22 protein-coding genes are annotated in these 22,598 nt (G+C 74.1%); 12 read left to right on the forward strand and 10 right to left on the reverse strand.

Features of this window, described 5'->3' with window-relative positions; all coding sequences use genetic code 11:
- Positions 1-25: 25 nt before the first annotated feature.
- Genes F8568_RS06905 through F8568_RS06925 form a run of 5 tightly spaced genes read right to left on the reverse strand, consistent with a single transcriptional unit; the run spans position 26 to position 4,569 of the window.
- Positions 26-955, reverse strand: a complete 930-nt coding sequence (locus tag F8568_RS06905; protein WP_202124576.1) for a branched-chain amino acid ABC transporter permease — start codon at positions 953-955, stop codon at positions 26-28.
- Entirely contained in the window at positions 952-1,812 is an 861-nt protein-coding gene (locus tag F8568_RS06910) for a branched-chain amino acid ABC transporter permease (RefSeq protein ID WP_151592573.1), read from the reverse strand. Before F8568_RS06910 ends, F8568_RS06905 begins: the two co-directional genes overlap by 4 nt.
- 11 nt (positions 1,813-1,823) lie before the next feature.
- A complete protein-coding gene (locus tag F8568_RS06915; RefSeq protein ID WP_151592575.1) occupies positions 1,824-3,062 on the reverse strand; it encodes an ABC transporter substrate-binding protein in 1,239 nt (412 codons plus the stop codon).
- 30 nt (positions 3,063-3,092) lie between these two features.
- Positions 3,093-3,797: an ABC transporter ATP-binding protein gene (locus F8568_RS06920; RefSeq protein ID WP_151592577.1), complete on the reverse strand. Its 705-nt coding sequence runs from the start codon at positions 3,795-3,797 to the stop codon at positions 3,093-3,095.
- Positions 3,784-4,569 (reverse strand): ABC transporter ATP-binding protein, encoded by a 786-nt coding sequence (locus F8568_RS06925; RefSeq protein WP_151592579.1) that lies wholly within the window; start codon positions 4,567-4,569, stop codon positions 3,784-3,786. Before F8568_RS06925 ends, F8568_RS06920 begins: the two co-directional genes overlap by 14 nt.
- Before the next feature lie 286 nt (positions 4,570-4,855).
- On the opposite strand from F8568_RS06925, the gene F8568_RS06930 reads away from it, so the two are divergent.
- Positions 4,856-6,181: a tannase/feruloyl esterase family alpha/beta hydrolase gene (locus tag F8568_RS06930; RefSeq protein WP_151592581.1), complete on the forward strand. Its 1,326-nt coding sequence runs from the start codon at positions 4,856-4,858 to the stop codon at positions 6,179-6,181.
- A 17-nt stretch (positions 6,182-6,198) separates the two neighbouring features.
- Here F8568_RS06930 and F8568_RS06935 read toward each other — a convergent pair whose 3' ends face one another.
- Positions 6,199-7,224: a PHP domain-containing protein gene (locus tag F8568_RS06935; protein ID WP_328600757.1), complete on the reverse strand. Its 1,026-nt coding sequence runs from the start codon at positions 7,222-7,224 to the stop codon at positions 6,199-6,201.
- A 42-nt stretch (positions 7,225-7,266) separates the two neighbouring features.
- Between F8568_RS06935 and F8568_RS47870 the strand changes: the two genes are divergently transcribed.
- From F8568_RS47870 to F8568_RS06970, 7 genes are all read left to right on the forward strand, one after another.
- Entirely contained in the window at positions 7,267-7,566 is a 300-nt protein-coding gene (locus F8568_RS47870) for a sensor histidine kinase (RefSeq protein ID WP_328600758.1), read from the forward strand.
- A 169-nt stretch (positions 7,567-7,735) separates the two neighbouring features.
- Positions 7,736-8,755 carry an alpha/beta hydrolase gene (locus tag F8568_RS06945; RefSeq protein ID WP_151592585.1) on the forward strand — a complete coding sequence of 340 codons (1,020 nt, stop codon included), beginning with the start codon at positions 7,736-7,738 and terminating at the stop codon, positions 8,753-8,755.
- A gap of 55 nt (positions 8,756-8,810) precedes the next feature.
- A complete protein-coding gene (locus F8568_RS06950; protein WP_151592587.1) occupies positions 8,811-9,992 on the forward strand; it encodes a PucR family transcriptional regulator in 1,182 nt (393 codons plus the stop codon).
- Positions 9,993-10,082: 90 nt separating this feature from the next.
- Positions 10,083-10,997 (forward strand): ACP S-malonyltransferase, encoded by a 915-nt coding sequence (locus tag F8568_RS06955; protein ID WP_151592589.1) that lies wholly within the window; start codon positions 10,083-10,085, stop codon positions 10,995-10,997.
- Positions 10,994-11,959 (forward strand): beta-ketoacyl-ACP synthase III, encoded by a 966-nt coding sequence (locus tag F8568_RS06960; protein ID WP_151592591.1) that lies wholly within the window; start codon positions 10,994-10,996, stop codon positions 11,957-11,959. Before F8568_RS06955 ends, F8568_RS06960 begins: the two co-directional genes overlap by 4 nt.
- Before the next feature lie 57 nt (positions 11,960-12,016).
- A complete protein-coding gene (locus F8568_RS06965) occupies positions 12,017-12,268 on the forward strand; it encodes an acyl carrier protein (protein WP_151544105.1) in 252 nt (83 codons plus the stop codon).
- Between the two features lie 150 nt (positions 12,269-12,418).
- On the forward strand, positions 12,419-13,726 hold the full coding sequence (locus tag F8568_RS06970) for a beta-ketoacyl-[acyl-carrier-protein] synthase family protein (RefSeq protein ID WP_151592594.1): 1,308 nt from the start codon (positions 12,419-12,421) through the stop codon (positions 13,724-13,726).
- 249 nt (positions 13,727-13,975) lie between these two features.
- Here F8568_RS06970 and F8568_RS06975 read toward each other — a convergent pair whose 3' ends face one another.
- Positions 13,976-14,470 (reverse strand): DUF3145 domain-containing protein, encoded by a 495-nt coding sequence (locus F8568_RS06975; protein ID WP_151544103.1) that lies wholly within the window; start codon positions 14,468-14,470, stop codon positions 13,976-13,978.
- 284 nt (positions 14,471-14,754) lie between these two features.
- Here F8568_RS06975 and F8568_RS06980 point away from each other — a divergent pair, with 284 nt between their 5' ends.
- From F8568_RS06980 to F8568_RS06995, 4 genes are all read left to right on the forward strand, one after another.
- Positions 14,755-15,918 carry a S8 family peptidase gene (locus tag F8568_RS06980; RefSeq protein ID WP_151592596.1) on the forward strand — a complete coding sequence of 388 codons (1,164 nt, stop codon included), beginning with the start codon at positions 14,755-14,757 and terminating at the stop codon, positions 15,916-15,918.
- 100 nt (positions 15,919-16,018) lie between these two features.
- Positions 16,019-16,561 carry an RNA polymerase sigma factor gene (locus F8568_RS06985; RefSeq protein ID WP_236008476.1) on the forward strand — a complete coding sequence of 181 codons (543 nt, stop codon included), beginning with the start codon at positions 16,019-16,021 and terminating at the stop codon, positions 16,559-16,561.
- Positions 16,558-17,022, forward strand: a complete 465-nt coding sequence (locus tag F8568_RS06990; protein WP_151592600.1) for a hypothetical protein — start codon at positions 16,558-16,560, stop codon at positions 17,020-17,022. The genes F8568_RS06985 and F8568_RS06990 overlap by 4 nt, the downstream gene beginning before the upstream one ends.
- A complete protein-coding gene (locus tag F8568_RS06995) occupies positions 17,019-19,610 on the forward strand; it encodes a CHAT domain-containing protein (protein WP_328600759.1) in 2,592 nt (863 codons plus the stop codon). The genes F8568_RS06990 and F8568_RS06995 overlap by 4 nt, the downstream gene beginning before the upstream one ends.
- 49 nt (positions 19,611-19,659) lie before the next feature.
- Here F8568_RS06995 and F8568_RS07000 read toward each other — a convergent pair whose 3' ends face one another.
- The 3 genes from F8568_RS07000 to F8568_RS07010 all read right to left on the reverse strand — a co-directional run bounded on the left by F8568_RS07000 (position 19,660) and on the right by F8568_RS07010 (position 22,389).
- Positions 19,660-20,490: a sulfurtransferase gene (locus tag F8568_RS07000; protein WP_328600760.1), complete on the reverse strand. Its 831-nt coding sequence runs from the start codon at positions 20,488-20,490 to the stop codon at positions 19,660-19,662.
- Positions 20,491-20,669: 179 nt separating this feature from the next.
- Positions 20,670-21,800, reverse strand: a complete 1,131-nt coding sequence (locus tag F8568_RS07005; RefSeq protein WP_151592604.1) for an alkaline phosphatase family protein — start codon at positions 21,798-21,800, stop codon at positions 20,670-20,672.
- Positions 21,801-21,807: 7 nt separating this feature from the next.
- Positions 21,808-22,389 carry a DUF5998 family protein gene (locus tag F8568_RS07010; protein WP_151544098.1) on the reverse strand — a complete coding sequence of 194 codons (582 nt, stop codon included), beginning with the start codon at positions 22,387-22,389 and terminating at the stop codon, positions 21,808-21,810.
- Between the last annotated feature and the right edge of the window lie 209 nt (positions 22,390-22,598).

The raw sequence follows: 22,598 nt of genomic DNA on the forward strand, positions 1-22,598 counted from the left end.
CCCCCCCCCCCCCCCCCCCCCCAACTCAACGTTCCAGGAGGGTGCGGGCGGTGCCCCACACGCCGCGGCGGAACACCAGCACCACCACGATGAAGATCGCGCCGGTGATGATCCCGGTCTCCTGGAAGCCGGCCGTGGCGAGGCGGTCGTTCAGCTCCACGATCAGCGCGGCGCCGATCGCGCCTCCCCACAGCGTGCCGATGCCGCCGAGGACCACCATCATCACGGCCTGCCCGGACGTCGTCCAGTAGACGCCGTCCAGGGACGCGAACCCGTGGCCTATGGCGAACAGGCCGCCGCCCAGCCCCGACAGGGCCGCCGACAGGACGAACACCAGCAGCTTGTAGCGGTCGATGCTGTAGCCCAGCGCGCGCGCACGCGCCGAGTTGTCGCGGATGGACACCAGCACGCGGCCGAACGGCGACCGGACGATCCGCCACGCGACGAACAGGCCGGCGAGGATGAACGGCAGTCCCGCGTAGTAGAAGAAGAACGGGTCGGACAGGTCGACGCCGAAGAAGTCCCTCGGGATGCCCTGCAGGCCGTTCTCCCCGCCCGTCACGTCCCGCCACTGGTTCGCGACGAAGTACACCATCTGCGCGAACGCCAGGGTGACCATCGCGAAGTAGATGCCGCGCAGCCGGATGGACAGGTACCCGATCGGGACGGCCAGCACCGCGGAGAACGCCGCGCCGCCCAGCACCGCGACCGGGAACGGCAGCCCGGAGTGCACCGCGATCAGGCCCGTCGCGTACGCGGCGGACCCCCAGAACGCGGCGTGCCCGAACGACAGCAGCCCGGTGAAGCCGAGCAGCAGGTCGACGGCGGCGGCGAACAGCGCCCAGCAGGCGATGTCCAGCGCGACCGGCGGGTAGACGAACCACGGCAGCAGCAGCGCCGCGACGAGCCCGATGACCAGCAGCACCGGGCGTCCGGCCAGCCTGGACAGGATCACAGTGCCTCCTCTCTGCCGAACAGGCCCGCCGGGCGCCACAGCAGCACGGCCGCCATCAGGATGAACACGAGCGTCTGCGACAGCGACGGCGCGTAGTAGTTGCCGAGCGCCGAGACGATCCCGACCGCGAACCCGGCCGCGACCGACCCGAACACCGAGCCGAGGCCGCCGATCACCACCACGGCGAACACCGTGATGATCAGGTCGGCGCCCATCAGCGGGTTGACCGCCCGCATCGGGGCGGCGAGCACGCCGGCGAACGCGGCGAGCGCGACGCCGAACCCGAACACCGGCGTCACCCAGCGGGCCACGTCGATGCCGAGCGCGCGGGTCAGCTCCGGCCGCTCGGTCGCCGCCCGGACGATCATGCCGACGCGGGTGCGGGTCAGCACGACCCATACCGCCCCGCACACCACGACCGACACCGCCAGCACGAACACCTGGTAGGCGGGGTAGTCGAACAGGCCGAGGTCGATGGAGCCGCCCAGCGCGGACGGCCGCGGGTACGGCTGGGACTGCACCCCGTACTCCCGCTTGACCAGGTCCTGCAGGATCAGGGCGAGGCCGAAGGTGAACAGGAAGTTGTAGAGCGGGTCGAGCGGCGCCAGGCGGCGGATGAACAGCCGCTCCAGCACCGTCCCGGCGACGCCCAGCACGACCGGGACGAGCGGCAGCGCGACCCAGAAGTTCACGCCCCACGAGTCGAGCAGGACGTAGGAGCCGAACGCGCCCAGCATGTAGAACGCGCCGTGCGCGAAGTTGACCACGCCGAGCATCCCGAAGATGACGGCGAGGCCGAGGGCGAGCAGGGCGTAGAACGCCCCGCCCACCAGCCCGTTGAACGCCTGTTGCAGCACGCCGGGCCCGCCTAGAGCTTGCAGGCGGGGTCGGGCTGCTGGAACGCCTGCGCCGCCGGGATCGTCTTGAGGATCTTCTCGTAGTCCCAGGGCTCCTTGACCTCGGAGCCGGGCTTCACCTGCGCGATGTAGGCGTCGTGGACGAGGAGGTGGTCCTGCGGCCGGATGGTGCCGGTGGCGGTGAACACGTCGTTGACCTGGTGGCCTTCGAGCTGCTTCACCACGTCGCCGGACTTGTCGGTGCCGCCGCGCTGCACCGCCTCCAGGTACTGCAGGGCAGCGGAGTAGTCGGCAGCGTGCACGGCCGTCGGGCGCTTGCCGGTCTTGGCCTGGAACTTGTCCGCCCAGGCGCGGTTGCCCTGGTTGGCGTTCCAGTACCAGAAGTCGGTGAAGCGCGTGCCGGCGAGGGCGTCCGGGCCGAGCGAGTGGATGTCGGTGAGGAACATCAGGCCCGTCGCGAGGCCGACGCCCTTGTCGCGCAGCTTGTACTCGTTGTACTGCTTCACCAGGTTGACGAGGTCGCCGCCCGCCTGCATGGCGCCGAGCACCTGCGGCTTCGGATTCAGCCCCGGCGCCTTCAGCAGGAACGTCGAGAAGTTGTCGTTCGGGAACGGCGTCGGGTCGGACTTGACGACCGTGCCGCCCGTCTCCTTCACGGCCGCGCTGAACGTCTTCTGCATGTCCTGCCCGAACGCGTAGTCCGGGTAGACGATGTACCAGTTCTTCGAGCCGTCCTTGGTGACCTCGCTACCGGTCCCGTGGGCCAGCATGTAGCTGTTGTAGCCGTAGTGGAAGGTGTACTTGTTGCACTGCTTGCCCTCCAGCTCGGTGGAGGCGGCGCCGACGTCGATGAACAGCTTCTTCTTGTTCTTGGCGACGGTCGCGACGGCGAGGGCGGCCGACGAGGTCGGCACGTCCACGATCAGGTCGGCCTTCTGCCGGTCGTACAGCTCCTGCGCCTTGGAGTTGGCGACGTCCGGCTTGTTCTGGTGGTCGGCGTCCACCACCTCGATCTTCTTCGCGACGGCCTTGCCGCCGTACTTCGCCTTGTAGTCGGCGACGGCCATCTTCACCGCCTCGACGGCGTTCTTGCCCGACAGGTCGGCGTACACGCCGGACTCGTCGGTGAGGACGGCGAGGACCACCTTGCCGTCGCTGATCTTTCCCCCGCCCCCGCCGGGTCCGCCCGCGCAGCCGGCCAGCAGCGCTCCGGCGGTGGCGAGCGCCGCCGAACGTCGCACAAGTGTCATCGGGGTTCTCCCTGCCGTGTTCGAGGTTTCTCAGATTCCGAGGTAGTCGAGGAGTTCGCCCTCGCGGGCGCGGACCTCGTCGTTGTCCAGCGACTCGACGACGCGGCCCTCCGCGAGCAGGTGGTGGCGGTCGGCCACGGTCGCGGCGAAGTGCACGTTCTGCTCGATGAGCAGGACGGTGACGCCGGCGGCCTTGACCTCGCGCAGGATCGCGCCGATCTGCTGGACGATCAGCGGCGACAGGCCCTCGGTGGGCTCGTCGCACAGCAGCAGCCGGGCGCCGGTCCGCAGCACCCGGGCCAGCGCGAGCATCTGCTGCTCGCCGCCCGACAGCTTCGTCCCGGGGAACCGGCGCCGCTCCCGCAGCCGCGGGAACGTCTCGTACACCCGCTCCAGCGGCCACGGCTCGGCGCCGCCTCCCGGCCGCGCGACGGGCGGGAGGGTGAGGTTCTCCTCGACGGAGAGCGTCGCGAATATGCCGCGGTCGTCCGGGACGTAGCCGAGCCCGCGGCGCGCCCTCTTGTGCGGGCCCAGCGCGGTGATGTCGTCGCCGAGGAACTCGATCGTCCCCTTGGCGTCCTTGTGGAGGCCCATGAGGCAGCGCAGCAGAGTGGTCTTGCCCGCGCCGTTGCGCCCGACCAGCGTGACGATCTCGCCCTCGTCGACGCGCAGCGACACCTCGCGCAGCGCCTGCGCCTCGCCGTACCAGGCCGACAGTCCGTCAATGCGCAGCATTGGAGTCTCCGAGGTAGGCGGTGACGACGCGGGGGTCGTGGCGGATCTCGGCGTACGGTCCCTCGACGAGCACGCGGCCCTGCTGCAGCACCGTGACCCGGTCGGCGAGGCTGGAGACGACGCTCATGTTGTGCTCGACCATCACGACGGTCAGCGTCCTGCCGCCCGTCTCGCGGACCCGCTGGATCAGCCGGACGGTGCGGTCGACGTCCTCCACGCCCATCCCGGCGGTCGGCTCGTCCAGCAGCAGCACCTTCGGGTCCAGCGCGAGGGCGAGCGCCAGTTCCAGCGCGCGCTTGCGGCCGTAGGCGAGGGCGCCGGCGGGCGTCGCGCCGTGGCCGTCCAGGCCGACCTGTTCGAGCAGCTCGGCGGCGCGGCCGGAGAAGCGGCGCAGCGCCTTGTCCGAGCGCCAGAACCGCCAGCCGAGCCCGGTCCGGCCGGCCAGCGCCAACTCGACGTGCTGGAGCGGGGTCAGCTCCGCGAACAGGCTGGTGATCTGGAACGAGCGGGCCAGGCCTAGCCGCGCGACGTGCTCGGGGCTGCGCCCGGCGAGCTCGTGCGGGCCGAGCCGGACGCTGCCCGCCGTCGGCTTCAGGAAGCCGGTGAGCAGGTTGAACAGCGTGGTCTTGCCCGCGCCGTTCGGCCCGACCAGCGCGTGCACCGAGCCCTCGGCGACGTCCAGGTCGACGCCGTCCACGGCCCGGAAGCCGCGGAACTCCCTGACCAGGCCGCGCGCCGCCAGCACCGGGGACCCGGGAACGGGACCGGCCATGCGCCCTCCTCGCGTTCCTCAGCGTTCATCGCTGCGATCAGTGACCCGGACCACACCGGGTCGCCGTGACCGGGAACGCTAAATCCCGTCCGGAGACCGGACCATGTGAGCCGCACCCACATTCCGGCCGCCCGATACGGGCGTGACCCACATCACGTGCAGGTCACGGCCGCCGGCACATGCCGCCGCGCCCGGATATGTGGGCCGCGCACGTGGCCGCGCCCGCGGGCGCTCACGACCATGACGGCACCCGTCCCCGCCCCGGGGACCCGCCGAAGGAGCCGGGATGCCGAAAGTCCGCAGCCTCCTGACCGCCACCGCTCTCACTGGCACCGCCCTCACCGCCACCGTCCCTACGCAGGCGCAGGCGCAGCCCGGTGCGTGCGCGCCTCGCGTGCCGGTCCCGGGCGCGCAGAAGCAGGTCACCGCGTGCCTCGACGACCTCACCACCGCGGGGACGGTCGCGTCCGGGCACACCGTCCCCGCCGACTGGGCGGGCCTGCAGTCCACCGCGACGAAGAACCCCGCGCACGTTCCAGGCGTCCAGATCGACGGCTATTTCCCGGACACCTCGACGTTCAACACGAACAACGGCTGGAACCACGACGCGCAGTTCGTCATCCGGCTTCCCGAACACTGGACGGGCGGGCTCGTCGTCGCCGGCTCGCCCGGCAACCGCCGCCAGTACGCCAACGACTTCACCATCTCCGACTGGGCGCTCGCCAAGGGCTACGCCTACGCCGCCACCGACAAGGGCAACAGCGGCACCGAGTTCTACAAGGACGGCAAGCGCCCCGGGGACGCGATGGTCGAGTGGAACGACCGGCTCACCCAGCTCACCCGCGCCGCCAAGAAGGTCGTGGCCCGCCGCTACGGGCGCTCACCCCGCCGCACCTACGCCGCGGGCATCTCCAACGGCGGCTACCTCGTCCGCTGGCAGCTCGAAAACCACCCCGAGCTGTACGACGGCGGTATCGACGCCGAAGGCACGCTGTGGCGGGCGGACGGCCCTAACCTGTTCACGTACCTGCCGTCGATCCTGCGCGCGTACCCGTCGTACGCGGCCACCGGCGACCCGTCCGCCCACAAGGCGCTCCTTGACGCCGGTCTAGCACCGGGCTCGGAGTTCCTGTGGCCGTTCCACGACCAGGTGTACTGGGACCTCACCCAGACCATCTACCGCAAGGAGTTCGACCCGTCCTACGCCGGTGATGAGGCGGACTACAACTACGCCGCGCGCCCCCGGTCCGTCCACAAGGCGGTCGACCGCGTCGCTCTCACCGGCCGCATCCGCAAGCCGCTCATCACCTTGCAGGGCACGTACGACTCGCTCCTGCCGATCAGCACCGACTCCGACGTCTACGCCAAGATGGTCCGCGCCCGCGGCTCCGCGCTCTACCGGTACTACCGCGTGGAGGCCGCCAACCACGTCGACGGCCTCTACGACACCTATCCCGACAGGCTCCGCCCGCTGCTGCCGTGCATGCGCAGCGCGTTCACGGCGCTGGAAGCCTGGACGACCCGTCACCAGTCGCCGCCGAAGAGCGCGCCCCTGCCCCGCCCGGCGACCGGCGACCTCGCCAACACGTGTTCGCTGGAGGCCGCCCCGTAGCAGCCGGGCTCGTCCCATCAGGCGGAGCGGGACCATTCGAGGAGGTCGCCGGCGGGCAGCGTGTTGATGACCCGGTCGGCGGGGACGGCGCAGCGGGCGGCCCGCTCGCACCCGAAGTGCTGCCAGTCGAGCTGCCCCGGCGCGTGCGCGTCGGAGTCGATCGAGAACCGGCACCCGGCCTCGACCGCGAGGCGCAGCAGCCGCTTCGGCGGGTCGAGGCGCTCCGGCCGCGAGTTGATCTCCACGGCGACGTCGTAGGCGGCGCACGCGTCGAACACCAGGGCCGCGTCGAACTCCGACTCGGGCCGCAGCCCGCCCCGCTTCCCACCCGCCTTCACGATCCGCCCCGTGCAGTGCCCGAGCACGTTCACGCGCGGGTCCGCGATCGCCGCGACCATGCGCTTGGTCATGGCGACCCGGTCCATGCGCAGCTTGGAGTGGACGCTGGCGACGACCACGTCCAGCCGGTCGAGGAGCTCCGGGTCCTGGTCGAGGGCGCCGTCGTCGAGGATGTCGACCTCGATGCCGGTGAGGATCCGGAACGGCGCGAGCTCCTCGTTCAGTTCGGCGACCACGTCGAGCTGGCGGCGGAGACGGTCGGCGGACAGGCCGTTCGCTACGGTCAGCCGCGGCGAGTGGTCGGTCAGGGCGAGGTACTCGTGGCCCAGCGAGCGCGCTGTCTCGGCCATCTCCCGGATCGGCGAACCGCCGTCGGACCAGTCGCTGTGGGTGTGCAGGTCGCCGCGCAGGGCCGAGCGGAGCGCGGCGGTCGCCTCGTCGAGCGGCTCGCCCTCGGTGGCCTCCAGCCGGCGCAGGTAGACCGGGGTCTCGCCGCGCAGCGCCTCTTCGATCACCAGCGCGGTGACCTTCCCGATCCCGGGCAGATCGGTCAGCGTGCCGGCGCGCGCCCGGTCCCGCAGCGCCTCCGGCGCCGTCGCCTCGACCAGATCGGCGGCCTTGCGGAAGGCCCGGACGCGGTAGGTCGGCTCATGCGCGCGCTCCAGCAGGAACGCGATGCGCCGCAGCGCTTCGACGGGCTCCACGCCCTGCACGGTACCCAGGTATGACGCATACGTCGCACCCTGGTGGCATACGGGCGCGGCCGCGGTGTCTCTCAGCGGATCGCCCGGGAGCTGCACGACGTGGTGGCGCACCACATGTCGATGATCGCGATCCAGGCGGAGGCCGCGCCGTACAAGGTCGAGGCCGTCCCCGACGAGACCCGCCGCGACCTGTCGGAGATCCGCGCGACCGCGCTCGACGCGCTGACCGAGATGCGCCGCATCCTCGGCGTGCTGCGCTCGGCGGACGGCGCCGAGACCGCGCCGCAGCCGAGCCTGGAACGCCTCGACGAGCTGGTCGCGACGCGCGCGGCACCGGGCTGACCGTCTCGGTGCGGCTCGGCGGCGACCTGGACGGGCTGCCGCCGGGCACGCCGAGGCGTACGCGGGCCCGGCGCCGCTCCCGGCGCTGTCGTCCGCGACGCTGGACGCCCGCTACCAGGAGACGGGCACGGAGATCGCCCGCCGGCGCCGGATGGTAGAAAGGCCGAAGATGCCGCCGCCACGCAAGACGACACCGAGGCGCGCCCGACGGCTACGACGGGCGCTGGCTTGCGCCGTTTCCATCTCGGCCCTCCTGCTCACCACCGCCGGGACCGGCCACGCCGACCCGTACGCCGCCCCCGCCGCCGTCCCGTCGCTGACGGCGTCGACGCTGGACGTCCGGTTCGCGACCGAGCGCCGGTCGATCGAGGAGGCGCTGCGGACGGCGCGCAGCGTCGGCGACGGCCGCCGGGCGCGCGCGCTGGCCGCGTTCCTGGCGCCGGGCCGCCGCTTCCTGTACTTCGACCCGCGCGGGCGTGGGCGCGCCATCGAGGTCGTCGGCGACCTCGCGCACGCGCGGCGCGTGGCGGTGCTCGTCCCGGGCGCCGACACGACGCTGACCGCGTTCGACCGGCGGGGCGGCAAGCCCTGGTCCACTCCGGGCGGGGGCGCGCGGGCCGTCTACTCGCGGGCCCGGTCGATCACCGCCGACCCGGACCTGGCCGTCGTCGCCTGGCTCGGCTACGCCGCCCCCAAGACGTTCAGCGGCGACGTCCTGACCGACCAGCGCGCCGACGAGGGCGCGGGCGAGCTCCTGGACTTCCTCGCCGGCATGCGCAGGGTCAACCCCGCCTCCCGCGTCGCGCTGCTCTGCCACAGCTACGGCTCCGTCGTGTGCGGCCGCGCCGCGCTCGACCACCACGCCGGCCGCACGGCCGCCGCATGGCGGCAGGTCACCGACATCGCCCTGTACGGCAGCCCCGGCACGACCGCGTGGTCCGCCGCCGACCTCGGCCGCACCGCCCGCGTCTGGGCCGGCCGCGGCGCGGCGGACTGGATGGAGGACGTCCCGCACGTCCGCATCCTCGGCCTCGGGCTCGGTCCGGACCCGGTCTCCCGCGGCTTCGGCGCCCGGGTGTTCGCCGCGGGCTCCGGCGGCCACAGCGACTACCTCGCGCCGGGCTCCCTCCCGCTGCGCAACCTCACCGAGATCGCCCTCGGCGACGCCCCCGCCGTCGTCGGCGGCTGACGGGCGATCCCGCACTCGGGCCGGATCATCCCCTGTTCGATGGCACTCTGGGGTGGTGGACACCGCAAGCGAGGCCGAGATCCGCGAGCAGACCACCCAGCGCCTGGAGAAGGCGATGGGCACGTTCGGCACCGCGGCGCTGACCAGCATGGAGGAGCAGCTCCCCTGGTTCCGGCGGATGCCGCCGGACCAGCGCTCCTGGATCGGGCTGGTCGCGCAGGCGGGCATCGCCGCGTTCGTCGAGTGGTTCAAGAGCGACGAGCGGACCCGGCCCGCGATCGCCGGCGAGGTGTTCGGCACCGCGCCCCGCGAGCTGCTGCGCTCCATCAAACTGCACCACACCATCGACATGATCCGGGTGATCATCGAGGTGGTGGAGACCCGGCTCGGCGAGCTGGCCGCGCCCGGCGGCGAGGCCCAGCTCCGCGAGGCCATCCTGCGCTACACCCGGGACGTGGCGTTCGGCGCCGCGCAGGTGTACGCGCGCGCCGCCGAGACCCGCGCCGCCTGGGACGCCCGCCTGGAGGCCCTCGTCGTCAACGCGGTGCTGCGCGGCGAGGTCGACGACGGCATGCACTCCTGGGCCGCGGCGCTCGGCTGGACGTCCAAGCCCGTCACGGTGATCGCCGGATACACCCCCGAGGACGAGGAGCCCGAGGTCACCATCGACCAGATGCAGCTGGCCGCCCGGCGCGCCCGCGCCGACGTGCTCGCCGGCGTGCACGGGCACCGGGTCATCGTGGTGGTGGGCGGCGACGCCGACCCGATGGAGGCGGCCCGCCCCATCGCCGCCAAGTGCGGGCCGGGCCCCGTCGTGGTCGGCCCGAAGGTCGGCGACCTGTACGACTCGACCAAGTCCGCGCAGGCCGCCGTCGCCGGGCTGCGCGCCGCGGCCGGCTGGCCGGACGCGCCGCGCCCCGTCCCGGCGACCGAGCTGCTGCCCGAGCGGGCCCTCGACGGCGACGCCGCGGCCCGCCGGTACCTGGTGGAGGGTGTCTACAACCCGATGCTCGCCGCCGGAGCGCCCCTGCTCGACACCCTCACCACATATCTGGAGCAGGGGTCGTCACTGGAGGCGACCGCCCGGCTGCTGTTCGTGCACCCGAACACGGTCCGTTACCGGCTGCGTCGCGTCACGGAGCTCACCGGCCTCTCCCCCACCGACGGGCGCAACGCGTTCACGCTCCGCATCGCCCTGGTCCTGGGCCGCTTCGCCGCACGTCCGCCCCGGGCATAGGGGGTTGTAGGGGTCGTACAAAGGGCCCCGACCAAACTTCGTCGCGAAAGACATCGTGGGCGAAGGGGCGTTCACGAAAGGCTGGACGCCGTGATTCTCCTCGCATCGCCCGGCCAGGGCGCCCAGACCCCCGGCTTTCTGCAGCCATGGCTAGAGATACCCGGAGTCGCCGACCGCCTGGCCTGGTGGTCGGCCGTCACCGGGCTGGACCTGGTCAGGTACGGGACGACCGCCGACGCCGAGGAGATCCGCGACACCGCCGTGGCGCAGCCGCTGCTGGTCGCCGCCGCGCTCGCCGCCTACGAGGTGCTCTACGAGGACGCCGTCCCCGGCGCCGTCGCCGGGCACAGCGTCGGCGAGCTCGCCGCCGCGGCGATCGCCGGGGTGCTGTCCCCCGAGGCCGCGCTGGTGCTCGTCCGGGAGCGGGGACGCGCGATGGCCGAGGCCGCCGCCGTCACCGAGACCGGCATGACCGCCGTGCTCGGCGGCGACGCCGACGAGGTCCTCGCCGCGATCGACAAGCACGGCCTCACCCCCGCGAACGTCAACGGCGCCGGCCAGGTCGTCGCCGCCGGGACGATGGAGCGGCTCGCGGCGTTCGCCGACGAGCCGCCCGCCGGGGCGCGGCTGCGGCCGCTGTCGGTCGCCGGCGCCTTCCACACCGAGCACATGGCCCCCGCCGTCGACTCCCTCCGCCGCCTCGCCCCCGGCGCCCCCGTCGCCGACCCCCGCACCAAGCTCTTGCAGAACCGCGACGGCGCCGTCGTCGCGTCCGGCCGCGACTTCGCCGCCCGCCTCGTCGAGCAGGTCAGCGCCCCCGTCCGCTGGGACGCGTGCATGGCGACGATGCGCGAGATCGGCGTCACCGGGATCATCGAGCTGCCCCCGGCCGGGACGCTGACCGGGCTGGCCCGGCGCGAGCTGAAGGGCATCGGGCTGGTGGCCCTCAAGACCCCCGCCGACCTGGACAAGGCGCGCGAGCTGATCAAGGCGGACGCGGCATGACCGGGCTGCGCATCCCCGACGCCGCCGCGGGCGCCCGCATCCTCGCGTTCGGCGACTACCGGCCCGCCCGGATCGTCACCAACGACGAGCTGTCGCGGACCGTCGACACCAACGACGAGTGGATCCGCACCCGCGTCGGCATCCAGGAGCGGCGGATCGCCGGCGACGACGAGGGCATCGTCGAGCTCGGCGTGCACGCCGGCGGCAAGGCCCTCGCCAACAGCGGCCTCGACCCGTCCGACATCGACCTGGTGATCCTCGCGACCTGCTCGGCGGAGTCGCCGATGCCCGGCCACGCGCCGCAGGTCGCGCACCGGCTCGGCATCGACGCGCCCGGCGCCTTCGACCTGAACGCCGCGTGCGCCGGGTTCTGCTACGCGCTCGCCACCGCGAGCGCCGCCGTCCGCGCCGGCAGCGCCCGCAACGTGCTGGTGATCGGGTCCGAGAAGATGTCCCAGTGGATCGACTGGACCGACCGCTCCACCAGCATCATCTTCGCCGACGGGGCGGGCGCCGCGGTCGTCACCGGCAGCGAGTCCCCCGGCATCGGCCCGGTCGTGTGGGGCAGCGCCGGGGAGAACTACGACAAGATCATCATCGATGACCGGCACTCGTTCATCCGGCAGGAGGGGCAGGCGGTGTTCCGCTGGGCGACCACCGCCATCGCGCCGGTCGCGCTGGAGGCGTGCGAGCGCGCCGGGATCGCCCCCGAAGACCTCGCCGCCGTCGTCCCGCACCAGGCGAACCTGCGCATCATCCAGGCCATCGCCCGCAAGATGAAGGCCGCCAACGCCGTGGTCGCCGACGACATCGTGCACTCCGGCAACACCTCGGGGGCCTCCATCCCGCTGGCCCTCTCCCGCATGATCGAACGCGGCGACGTACCGTCCGGCGCCCCCGCCCTCCTGGTGGGGTTCGGCGCCGGACTGTCCTACGCTGCCCAAGTCATCCAGATCCCGTAGGCCGTCACGCCTGCTCGCAGGCTCTGGACCAACCCCATCGAAGGAGAAACAGCAACCATGGCAGTCGCCACCGAACAGCAGATCCTGGACGGCCTCGCCGAGATCATCGACGAGATCGTCGGCATCGACAAGTCCGAGGTCACCCCGGAGAAGAACTTCATCGACGACCTCGACATCGACTCGCTGTCGATGGTGGAGATCGCGGTGGCCGCGCAGGACCGCTTCGGCGTCGAGATCCCCGACGACGAGCTGCGCAACCTCAAGAGCGTCCAGGACGTCATCAACTTCGTCCAGAAGCTCCAGAGCTAGTCCAGACGGTGGCCGGGCCGTGCACCGCACGGGCCGGCCGCAGGGAGGGCGCGCCGCCGGGCCGCCCGGACGGGTCCGCGCGGGCACCGCCGGGGTTCCGGGCCGGGCGCGCCCTGCCTCCACTCCCCCTCCAGTCCGCAAGGAGCATCTATGAGCAAGAGCCAGACCAGAGTCGTGGTGACCGGTCTCGGTGCAACGACCCCTCTCGGCGGCGACCTGCCGTCGACCTGGTCCGCCCTGCTCGCCGGAGAGTCCGGGATCCGCAGCCTGGACTGGGAGGGCGTCGAGGACCTGCCGGTGCGCTTCGCCGCCACGCTGAAGGTCGACCCGGCCGAGGTGATGCCGAAGCAGTCGCTGCGCCGCCTCGACCGCAACCAGGCGATCGCGCTGATCGCCGCGCGGGAGGCGTGGACCAGCGCCGGCTTCGCCCCGGCGGTCAGCAACAAGACGATGCGCAACGAGGAGCCCGCCGGCGTGCCCGGCGGTTTCGTCGTCGACGGCGAGCGCCTCGGCGTGGTCGTCTCCAGCGGCATCGGCGGCCTGCACACCGCGCTGAACAGCTACGAGGTGTTCCGCGAGCAGGGCTGGTCGCGGGTGTCGCCGTTCACCGTGCCGATGCTGATGCCGAACGGCGCGTCCGGGCACGTCGGCATCGAGTTCGGCGCGACCGCCGGCTCGCACGCCCTGGTCAGCGCGTGCGCGTCCAGCGGCGAGGCGGTCGGCTACGCCATCGACATGATCCGCGCGGGCCGCGCGGACGTCGTCATCTGCGGCGGCACCGAGTCGTGCATCCACCCGCTGCAGATGGCCTCGTTCGGCCGGATGCGCGCGATGTCGACCCGCAACGAGGAGCCGGCGCGCGCGTCCCGGCCCTACGACAAGAACCGCGACGGCTTCGTGCTCGGCGAGGGCGCCGCCATGCTCATCCTGGAGTCGGAGGAGCACGCGCGCGCCCGCGGCGCCCGCGTGCACGGCATCGCCGCCGGCTGCGGCTACTCCAACGACGCCTACGACATCGTGCTGCCGGACCCGAGCGGCGGCGGGCAGGCCAAGGCGATGCAGCGGGCGCTCGCCGACGCCGGGCTGAAGCCCGAGGACATCGTGCACATCAACGCGCACGCCACCTCGACGCCGTCCGGCGACGTCGCCGAGCTGAACTCCATCAAGGCGGGCCTCGGCGAGGAGGCCGCCGCGAAGGTGGTCATCACCGCGACCAAGTCGATGACCGGCCACCTGCTGGGCGGCGCCGGCGCGCTGGAGTCGGTGTTCACGATCCTGGCGCTGCGGGACGGCCTCGTCCCGGCGGTCGCCAACCTGGAGGACCTCGACGACGAGGTCGACCTGGACATCGTGCGGGACGAGCCGCGCAAGCTCGCGGACGGACCCGCCGCGGCGCTCAACAACTCGTTCGGGTTCGGCGGCCACAACGTCTCGGTCGCCTTCCAGCGCGCTCTGTGACGGTCCGCGCGACCGCGCACGCCAACGGCCCGGCGAGTCCGAATCTCGGACTCGCCGGGCCGTTTCACATGCCGCGTGGCCACGCCGTGCACGGCGCTCAGCACGACGCCCCATGGGCAGCGGTACGGAGCGCTCCGCGCGATGCGGGCGCGATGACGCCCTGAGCAGCGGCCCTGGATGGGAGCGTGCGAGTTGCGGGACGGGCACGCTCCGCGCGCGGTCCGCCGGAAGCGCCGCCGGCGACGCGCCTCAGACGGCGGCGTGAAGCCAGCGCACCGGAGCGCCGTCGCCGGCGCGCCGGAAGGGCTCCAGCTCGTTGTCCCAGGGCGTGCCGAGGAGCCGGTCGAGCTCGTGCTCCAGGGTCGTCTTGCCGACCGCGGCGTTCGCCATGACGGACCGCAGCCGGTCCTCCGGCACCATGATGTCGCCGTTGGCGCCGATGACCCCGCTGAACACCCCGAGGGACGGGGTGAAGCTGTAGCGGACGCCGTCGCTGCCGGGCGTCGGATCCTCGGTGGCCTCGAACCGCACCAGCTTCCAGTTGCGCAGGGCCGAGGTGATCCCTGCCGCGGTGCCCGGCCTGCCCTCCCAATGAAGCTCGGCGCGCAGCGTCCCCGGCGCGGCCGCCTGATCGGCCCACTCAAGGGAAACGGGCACGCCGAGAACACCTGCGGCGGCCCACTCGATGTGCGGGCTCAGCGCAGGTGGCGCGGAGTGGACGTAGAAAACGCCACGTGCGGTCACCGGACCTCCTGGATCTGTACCGAGGCTCGTCTTCCCCTACGGCCTCGTACGTCCCAAGACGGCGTCCGCGTCCCTCATTGTGCATCATCGGCCCCGGTCGCACCACCGTGACTGCACCGTTTGCCGAACCCTTGACCGCGCGATGCGCGGCGTTCATCGGCCTCGACCGCCCAGGGTAGGCCCTCACCCGGCCGCGGCGCCGCGGTTTCGGCGCGTTCGATCGTCACCTTCCGTCCGCGTTCCGGCACGATGAGTGGCGGATCCGGATGCGGGGAGGGTGAGCGATGCTCGATCAGGAGGCGCGGCTGGAACGGCTACTGGTGCGGCACCGCGACGCGACGGTGGTGGAACCGGTGCCGGGCCGGCGGGCGCTGGTGCGCCGCGACCAGGTGCTCGTCTCCGGGCGGGACGCGGGCGTCGCGCAGGACCTGGTGCGGCGCTGGTGCGACGCGCGGGAGGACGAGCCGGGCGCGACGCGGCTACGGCTGCGGCCGTCGGCGAAGGTGGACGTGTGCGAGCTGTCCGCACTGCTGTCCGGTGGTGGCCGCCATCGGACGCTGAGCGTGTCGCCGAACCACCTCGTCCACGGCCAACCGATGTGGTGGAGCGGTCCGGCCGACCGGCCGCACCCGGCGCCGCCGCTGCCCGCGCCGGTCGCGGCGGGGACGCGCCGGGACGTGCGGGTCGCGATCCTCGACACGGGGCTGTCGCCGCATCCCTGGTACGCGGAGACGGCGTGGTTCCGCGAGCAGCGCGACGAGGCGGCGGAGGTGCTCGACGCCGACCTCGACCTCGAGCTGGACGCGCAGGCGGGGCACGGCACGTTCATCGCGGGCGTGGTGCTGCGGCACGCGCCGGCGGCGGAGCTGCGGGCACTGCGCGTCATCGGCGGGGACGGCGTCGGCGACGAGCTGGACGTCGTCCGGGCCCTGACCCGGCTCGCGTCCTGGGGGCGCGCGGACGTGGTCAACATCTCGCTCGGCTGCCACACCTTCGACGACCGTCCGTCGCCGGTGGTGGCGAGGGCGGTCGCGGCGCTCGGCCGCCGGACGGTGGTGGTGGCGTGCGCGGGGAACACCGCGAGCGACCGCCCGTTCTGGCCGGCCGCGATGAAGCCGGTCATCGCCGTCGCGGCGCTCGACGGGGACGACCGGGCCTGGTTCTCCAACTACGGCTGGTGGGTGGACGCCTGCGCGCCGGGTGTGGACGTCGCGAGCACGCACGTGTGGTTCGACGGCCCGCGCGCGCCCTCCGGAGGCACGGATCCGGACCGGTTCGAGGGATACGCGACGTGGAGCGGGACGTCGTTCGCGGCGCCCGCCGTCGCGGGGCGGATCGCGGGGCTCGCCGCGGCGGAGGGACTGGACGCGCCGTCCGCGGCCGACCGGGTCCTCGATCCGACGCGGTGCGTCACCCTTCCGGACCTCGGCGTACTCATCAGTTCTTGAGCACGGTCCGATGGCGAAGCGGTAACCGCGTACGGAGCGTCGCCAGTTTCCCACTTAGTGTGATCAGTTCATGTCAGAGGATCACGTGGCGGGAGACCCCTTGGCGACACTGCGGGATGACGCGTTGCAGGACGACACGAGCGCGCTGGTGGCGCGGGCCCGGGCCGGCGACGGCGCCGCCTGGGAGCGGCTGGTCGAGCGGTACACCGGGCTGCTGTGGTCGATCGCCCGCGCGCATGGGCTGGGCGACGCGGACGCGGGCGATGTGGTGCAGACGTCCTGGTTGCGGCTGGTGGAACGGATCGACGCGCTCGACGATCCGTCGGCCGCGGGATGCTGGCTCGCGGCGACGGCGCGCAACGAGTGCCGCGGGCTCGCGCGGCGGCGCACCCGCGACCTGGCCCTGATGCCGTTCGGCGCGCGCGCCGCGTCCGGGCCGGACGAGGTGGCGGTGGCGCGGGAGCGCCTCGGCCGCGTCGGCGCCGCGCTGGAGGTGCTCCCGCGCCGCTGCCGGACGCTGCTGCGGATGTTCGCGCAGGCCGCGAGCTACGCCGAGCTGGCGGCGGCGCTGGGCGTCCCGGTCGGGAGCGTCGGCCCGACGCGGGCGCGCTGCCTGGCCGCGCTGCGGAGGCTCGTCCCGTGAACGACGAGGAGCTGATGGCGGGGGCGCGGGCCGCGTTCGACGCCCTCGACCCGGTACCGGAAGGCGTGCTCGCGGCGGCGCGTTCGGCGCTCGCGTGGCGGGCGCCGGCGGCGGCGCTTGCGGAGCTGCGCCATGACGGCGCCGTGCGTCCGGCGGCGGGCGTGCGCGGCGGGACGGGACGGTCGCTGCGGTTCGCTTGCGCGGCGGAGCCGGCGGCCGGGCCGGCGGTGGAGATCGAGGTCACCGGGGACGGCCGGCACCGCGAGATCACCGGACGGCTCGTCCCGCCGGCGAGCGCGGAGATCGTCGTCCGGCACCGCGACGTCCCGGCGGGCCGCACGGCGGGCCGCACCGGGCAGAGCGGTATGTTCTGCCTTCCGGAGGTGCCGGAAGGGCTGGTCAGCCTGCTGTTCCGGCTGCCGGGCGGTGCGTCGGTCGTCACGAGCTGGGTGCGCGTGTGAGCGGCGGGGACGAGCGGGCGCTGCTGTGGCTGGCCGCGATCGACCCGGCGACCGCGCACGCCCGTGCGACGACGCTGCTGGAGCGGGGCGACGACATCCTCGCGCTGCGGATCGCGGGACTGGCGTGCAAGGAGCTGGGGCGGCTGGAGGAGGGGCTCGCCCTGCTGTACCGGGCGCTCGATCTGGCGACGGGGCGCGAGACGGCCGCCACGACGCCCGCGGAGGAATGGCCCGTCTTCGCGGACGACGCGTGGGCGGGTGACACGCGTCCCGACCCGTACGCCGCGGCGAAGGTCCGGATGAACCTGGTGGGCCTCCTGACGGCGCGCGGGGATCTCACCGCGGCGCTGGCGCACGCGGAGGAGGCGGAGACCGTCCTGCGCGGCGAGGAAGCGGACCGGCTGGCGGCGAACAAGGCCTGTGCCCTGGCCCGTGCGGGACGCGTGGCGGAGGCGCGCGACGTCGCGGAGCGCGCGCTCGCAGGCCTGCGGAAAGGCAACGACCGGGCGGCGCTCAACGGGCTGCTGAACAACATCGGGCTCGCGCGGGCGATGCGCGGCGACTTCGCCGGTGCCGAGGAGGCGCTCGCCGAGGCCGTCGCGGTCGGCGAGGCCGCGGGGCTGCGGCATCAGACGGCGATGGCCAAGGGGAACCTGGCGTTCGCGGTGTCGCGGCGCGGGGACGTCCCGCGCGCGCTCCGGCTGTACGCGGAGGCCGAGCCGCTCCTGGCCGGGGAGCGCCTGGCGCAGTGCCGCCTCGACCAGGCGGAGACGCTCATCGTCGCGGGCCTGCCGAGGGAGGCGCGGCCCCTCCTCGACGCGGCCCTGGACGCGGCGCGGGCGCACGGCTACCGGTGCGACCTCGCGGACGCCCTCCTCCTGCGCGCGCACGCGGAACTCGCGGACGGCGACGCCGGGCGCGCAGCCGAGACCGCCGGGCAGGCGCGGGACGCGTTCGCCGCGCAGGAGCGTCTCGGCTGGATCCCGCTGGCCGAGCAGGTGCTGATCAAGGCGCGCTGGGAGTCCGGCGAGCGGTCCGAGGCGCTGCTCGGCGGCGCCGTCGCCGCGGCGGGCCTGCTCGGCGACGGCGGCTGGGCCGGGCCCGCCGCCGAGACGAAGATCATCGCCGCGCGGGTGGCGATGGCCCTCGGCAGGCCGTCCGCAGAGCTGCTCGCGGAGGTACACGACACGGGCGGTTCCGCGGCCGTGCGGATCGCCGGGCGGCACGCGACCGCCCTGGAACGCGCGGAACGCGGCGACGTCGCGGGCGCGGTCGACGCCGTGCGGGAAGGCCTGGAGGCGGCCGCGCGGCACGCGGAGGCGTTCGGCGCGCTGGACCTGCGGGCCCGCGCGGCGGGCCTCGCGGGCGAGCTGGCCGCGCTCGGGCTCGGCCTCGCCCGGTCGGCGGCGGAGCTGCTGGCCCTGGAGGAGCGGCGGCGCGCCATCGCCCGCCCGGCGCGGCTGCGGCCGCCCGCCGATCCCGAACGGGCCGGGGCGCTGGCGGCGCTGCGGGCGCTCAGCGCCGCGCACACCTGCGACGCCGCGGGCGGCGGCGTGCCGTCCGTGCTCGCCGCCGACCTCGCGGACCTGGAGGCGAAGGTCAGCGCGCACACCCGCCGCCGGCCGGGCGGACCGCCCGGGACGCACGCGCCGGAGCCCGCCGAGATCGCCGCCGCGCTCGCCGACCGCGCCCTCGTCGAGCTGGTCGCGGTCGACGGCGAGCTGCACGCGGTGACCGTCGCGGACGGCCGGATCCGCAGGCACCGGCTCGGCGGCGTCGACGCCGTCGCCCGCGAGACCGGGCTGATCCGCTACGCGCTCGGCAGGCTCGCGGGCGCCGACGACGACGCCGCGCTCACCGCCGTCACCGAGTCCGCCGAACGCCTCGACCTGCTCCTGCGGGCGGCGGTACCGTCCGGCGCCGGCGACCGCGACCTCGTGATCGCCCCGACCGGCCCGCTGCACGGCCTGCCCTGGGCCGTGCTGCCATCGCTCGCCGGACGCCCGTTCACGGTCGTCCCGTCGGCCGCGGCGTGGCTGCGCGCCCGCGCGGACCGTCCGTCCGGCGGACGCACCGTCCTGGTCGCGGGCCCCGGCCTCGCCCACGCCGAGCGCGAGATCACCGCTCTGCTCGATGCCCACCCCGGAGCCCTCGTGCTGGACGGCCCGGACGCGCGCGCCGAACCCGTCCGCGACGCGCTGGACGGCGCCGCGCTCGCGCACATCGCCGCCCACGGCGAGTTCCGCGAGGGCAACGCGCTGTTCTCGCGGCTGCGGCTCGCCGACGGCCCGCTCACCGTCCACGACCTGGACGCGCTCGCCGCGCCGCCCCGCGTCGTGGTGCTGTCGGCGTGCGACATCGGCCGCTGCGACGAGGGCGACGCCGCCGTCGGGATGGCGGGCGTGCTGCTCGCCCTCGGCGCCGGCACCGTGATCGCCAGCGTCGTGCCCGTCCGGGACGCCGCGGCGCCGGAGTTCATGTCGGCGTTCCACGCCGGGCTGGCGGCGGGACTGCCGCCGTCCCGCGCGCTCGCCGCCGTGCCGCGCCCACCTGGCGTCGCGGGCTTCCTCTGCTTCGGCTCGGGATGACGACCGGCCCGTGGCCGCCGGGACGTCCCGGCGGCCACGGGCCGTCAGCTTAGGAGTCGCCCGTCGCGACGGGTCTGCCCGGATCGGCGACCCAGTTCGACCACGACCCGACGTACAGGGCCGCGGGGATGCCCGCGAGGTTGAGGGCCAGGATCTCGTGCGCCGCCGTCACCCCGGAGCCGCAGTAGGCGCCGACGTCCAGCGCGTCGGTCGCGCCGAGCTGCGCGAACCGCTCGCGCAGCAGCCCCGGCGGCAGGAACCGGCCGTCCACCCCGACGTTCCCGGACGTCGGAGCGTTCCGCGCGCCCGGGATGTGCCCGGCGACCGGGTCGACGGGCTCGGTCTCACCGCGGTACCGCTCGGCGGCGCGCGCGTCCAGCAGCACCCCGGCCGTCGCCAGCGCCCCCGCCCCCTCGGCGTCCAGCACCGGCAGCCGGCCCGGACGGGCGAAGAAGTCGCCCGGCTTGACGTCGGGCTCCTCGGTGGTGACCGGGTGGCCCGCCTCCGACCAGGCCCGGTACCCGCCGTTCAGCACGCGGACCTTGTCGTGGCCGAAGTAACGCAGCGACCACCACAGGCGCGCGGCGGACGTGGAGTCGGCGTCGTCGTAGACGACGACGAGCCGGTCCCCCGACACGCCGGCGCGGCGCATCGCGGCCTCGAAGTCGCCGGACGGGGGCAGCGGATGGCGCCCGGCCGGACCCGGCGGCCCGGCCACGTCCCGGTCCAGGTCGACGAACACGGCCCCGGGGAGATGGCCCTTGCGGTAGGAGTCGATTCCCGGCGGCCCCGCCAGATGCCAACGCACGTCCAGCAGGACCAACGGGGTCTGCTGCCGGAGCAGCCGGTCCAGCGCGGGCACTTCGATGAGAGGGTGCACATCGCCAGTTTGACCTTCGTCGCCCGGATTGAGGAGGGGCGCGGCGGGGTTCGTCACGACCGGCAGCCTACGCACCGGCGCCCCGGGACACGCCGTGACCAGCATCGATTCCGCGACATCCCAGGTCAGCGCGCCTTGGTCTCGGGAGGCGCGACGGCGCGCCGCGGGCCCGGCCGTGGTCAGGGACGGGTCGCCGACAGCAGCGGCACGATCTGCTCGGCCGCGACGAGCGACCCGTGCATGCCGACCATCCGGTTCAGCCACGGCTCCCGCTCGGACGCCACGATCGCCAGGTCCGCGTGCGGGACCGCGATCACGTCGCCGATCCGCTCGGCCATCCCCGGCGCCAGCGGGCCGAACCAGCCGTCCGCCACCGCCTTCTCGCGCGGCACCACCCACGCCCGGTCGCCGACCATCGCCGTCCACGCGGCGAGGACGTCGTCGTGGGCGCCCGGCTCGCTGTAGACGTACCGGCAGCGCGCGTCGCCGCCGAGCAGGGCCACGCCCTCGTCCAGCTCCGGGACGGTGTCGGCGTCGATCCGGTCCGCCGGGTCGACCATGCCGTGGTCGGCGGTCACGTACAGCGCCGAACCCGGCGGCAGGACCGCGGCGAGCTCCTGCACGAGGACGTCCACGAACCGCAGCTGGTGCCGCCACTCCGCCGACCCCACCCCGAACTTGTGCCCGGTCGAGTCGAGATCCGCGTGGTAGACGGTCACGAAGGACCGGCCGCCGCGCCGCAGCGCCCGCTCCGCCCGCCCGACGAGCTGCCCCAGGCTGTCGGCCGCCAGGTACTCGGCGCCCCGCGTCGTGGCCCGGCTGAGCGGCGAGTTCCGGTACATGCCGAGGGACACGTAGCCGACCGCCACACCGGCCGCCGCGGCCCGCTGGTAGATCGTCGGCGCGGGCTGGAACCGCTCCGGCTCGACCGCGTCGTCCCGCCAGCGCAAGCAGTTCAGCAGCCGTCCCGTGCCCGGGATCGCGACCTGCAGGCCCAGCAGGCCGTGCCCGCCCGGCGGCAGTCCGGTGCCGAGCGACCCGAGGCTGGTGACGGTCGTCGCGGGGAACCCCGCGGTGATCGGCCGGCCGCCCATCGCGGTCAGGTACGGCGCCTCGTCCGGGTGGGCGCGCAGCAGCTCCCAGCCGAGCCCGTCGACCAGCAGCACGCAGACGCGCGGCAGCACGGGCAGGCCCAGCACGTTCACCGCGTCCGGGACGCCGAGCGTCGCCAGCACCGACACCGGGACGTCGGCGAGCGCGCCCGTCCCGTACCGGGGCACGGGCGGCACCGGCGCCCGCACCGCGCTCATCGCGCGGTCACCGGGCGGTCGCCGCGGACAGCTCCTCGGCGAAGGCCAGTACCTGCGCGACCGCGTCGGCGCCGTCGGCGGCCTCGCTCACCCGCAGCGACAGATCGTCGGCGGTGACGCTGCCGGTGTAGCCGTGGTCGGCCTCGCAGTTCTCATCACCGCAGGTCGCGGGCTCCAGGTCGATGTGCGCGATGGCGCCCCACCCGATCGTCAGCACGACTTCGGTCGGCGGCACCCCGGGCACGTAGGAGGCCGGATCCGGGACGACCCGCGTCACCGCCACCGACTGGACGCGCTCCAGCTTCACCGCCTCGGTGGTCGTGGACGCGTGCGGGCGCTCCATGCCCTCGCCGGGCGGGTGCTCGTCGGTGTGGCACACCAGCAGCCGGGACGCGGACAGCACCAGCACGGTCACGTGCCGCCGGACCTCCATCGCCGGGTCGAACGTCGCCTCGTGGTGCACGACGTACGCGACGACGCGCTCGTCCCCTATGGCCGACTCGACCGCGTCCGCGACCAGGGCCGGGTAGTAGCCGCTGCGCTCGATCGCCGTGCGCAAACCATGAGCGGTCGCTCGGGTTTCCCTCATGCCCCTATCCTGCCCTGTCCGGGGGCGGACGTGCACATGCCCGGCACGCTGCGGACCCCGGCGGGCCCCGAGGGAGACCGCCGCGGGCCCGGGCGCACGGGTACCCGATGGGCACGCGGGTATGGGAGTCCCATGGACGAGAGAGATCCGCTGCCGACCCCGCGGCCGGTGCCACCGCCGACACCGGACCCGGCCCCCGCACCGGACCC

The organism is Actinomadura physcomitrii (assembly GCF_008923205.2).
Taxonomy (GTDB): Bacteria; Actinomycetota; Actinomycetes; order Streptosporangiales; family Streptosporangiaceae; genus Spirillospora; species Spirillospora physcomitrii.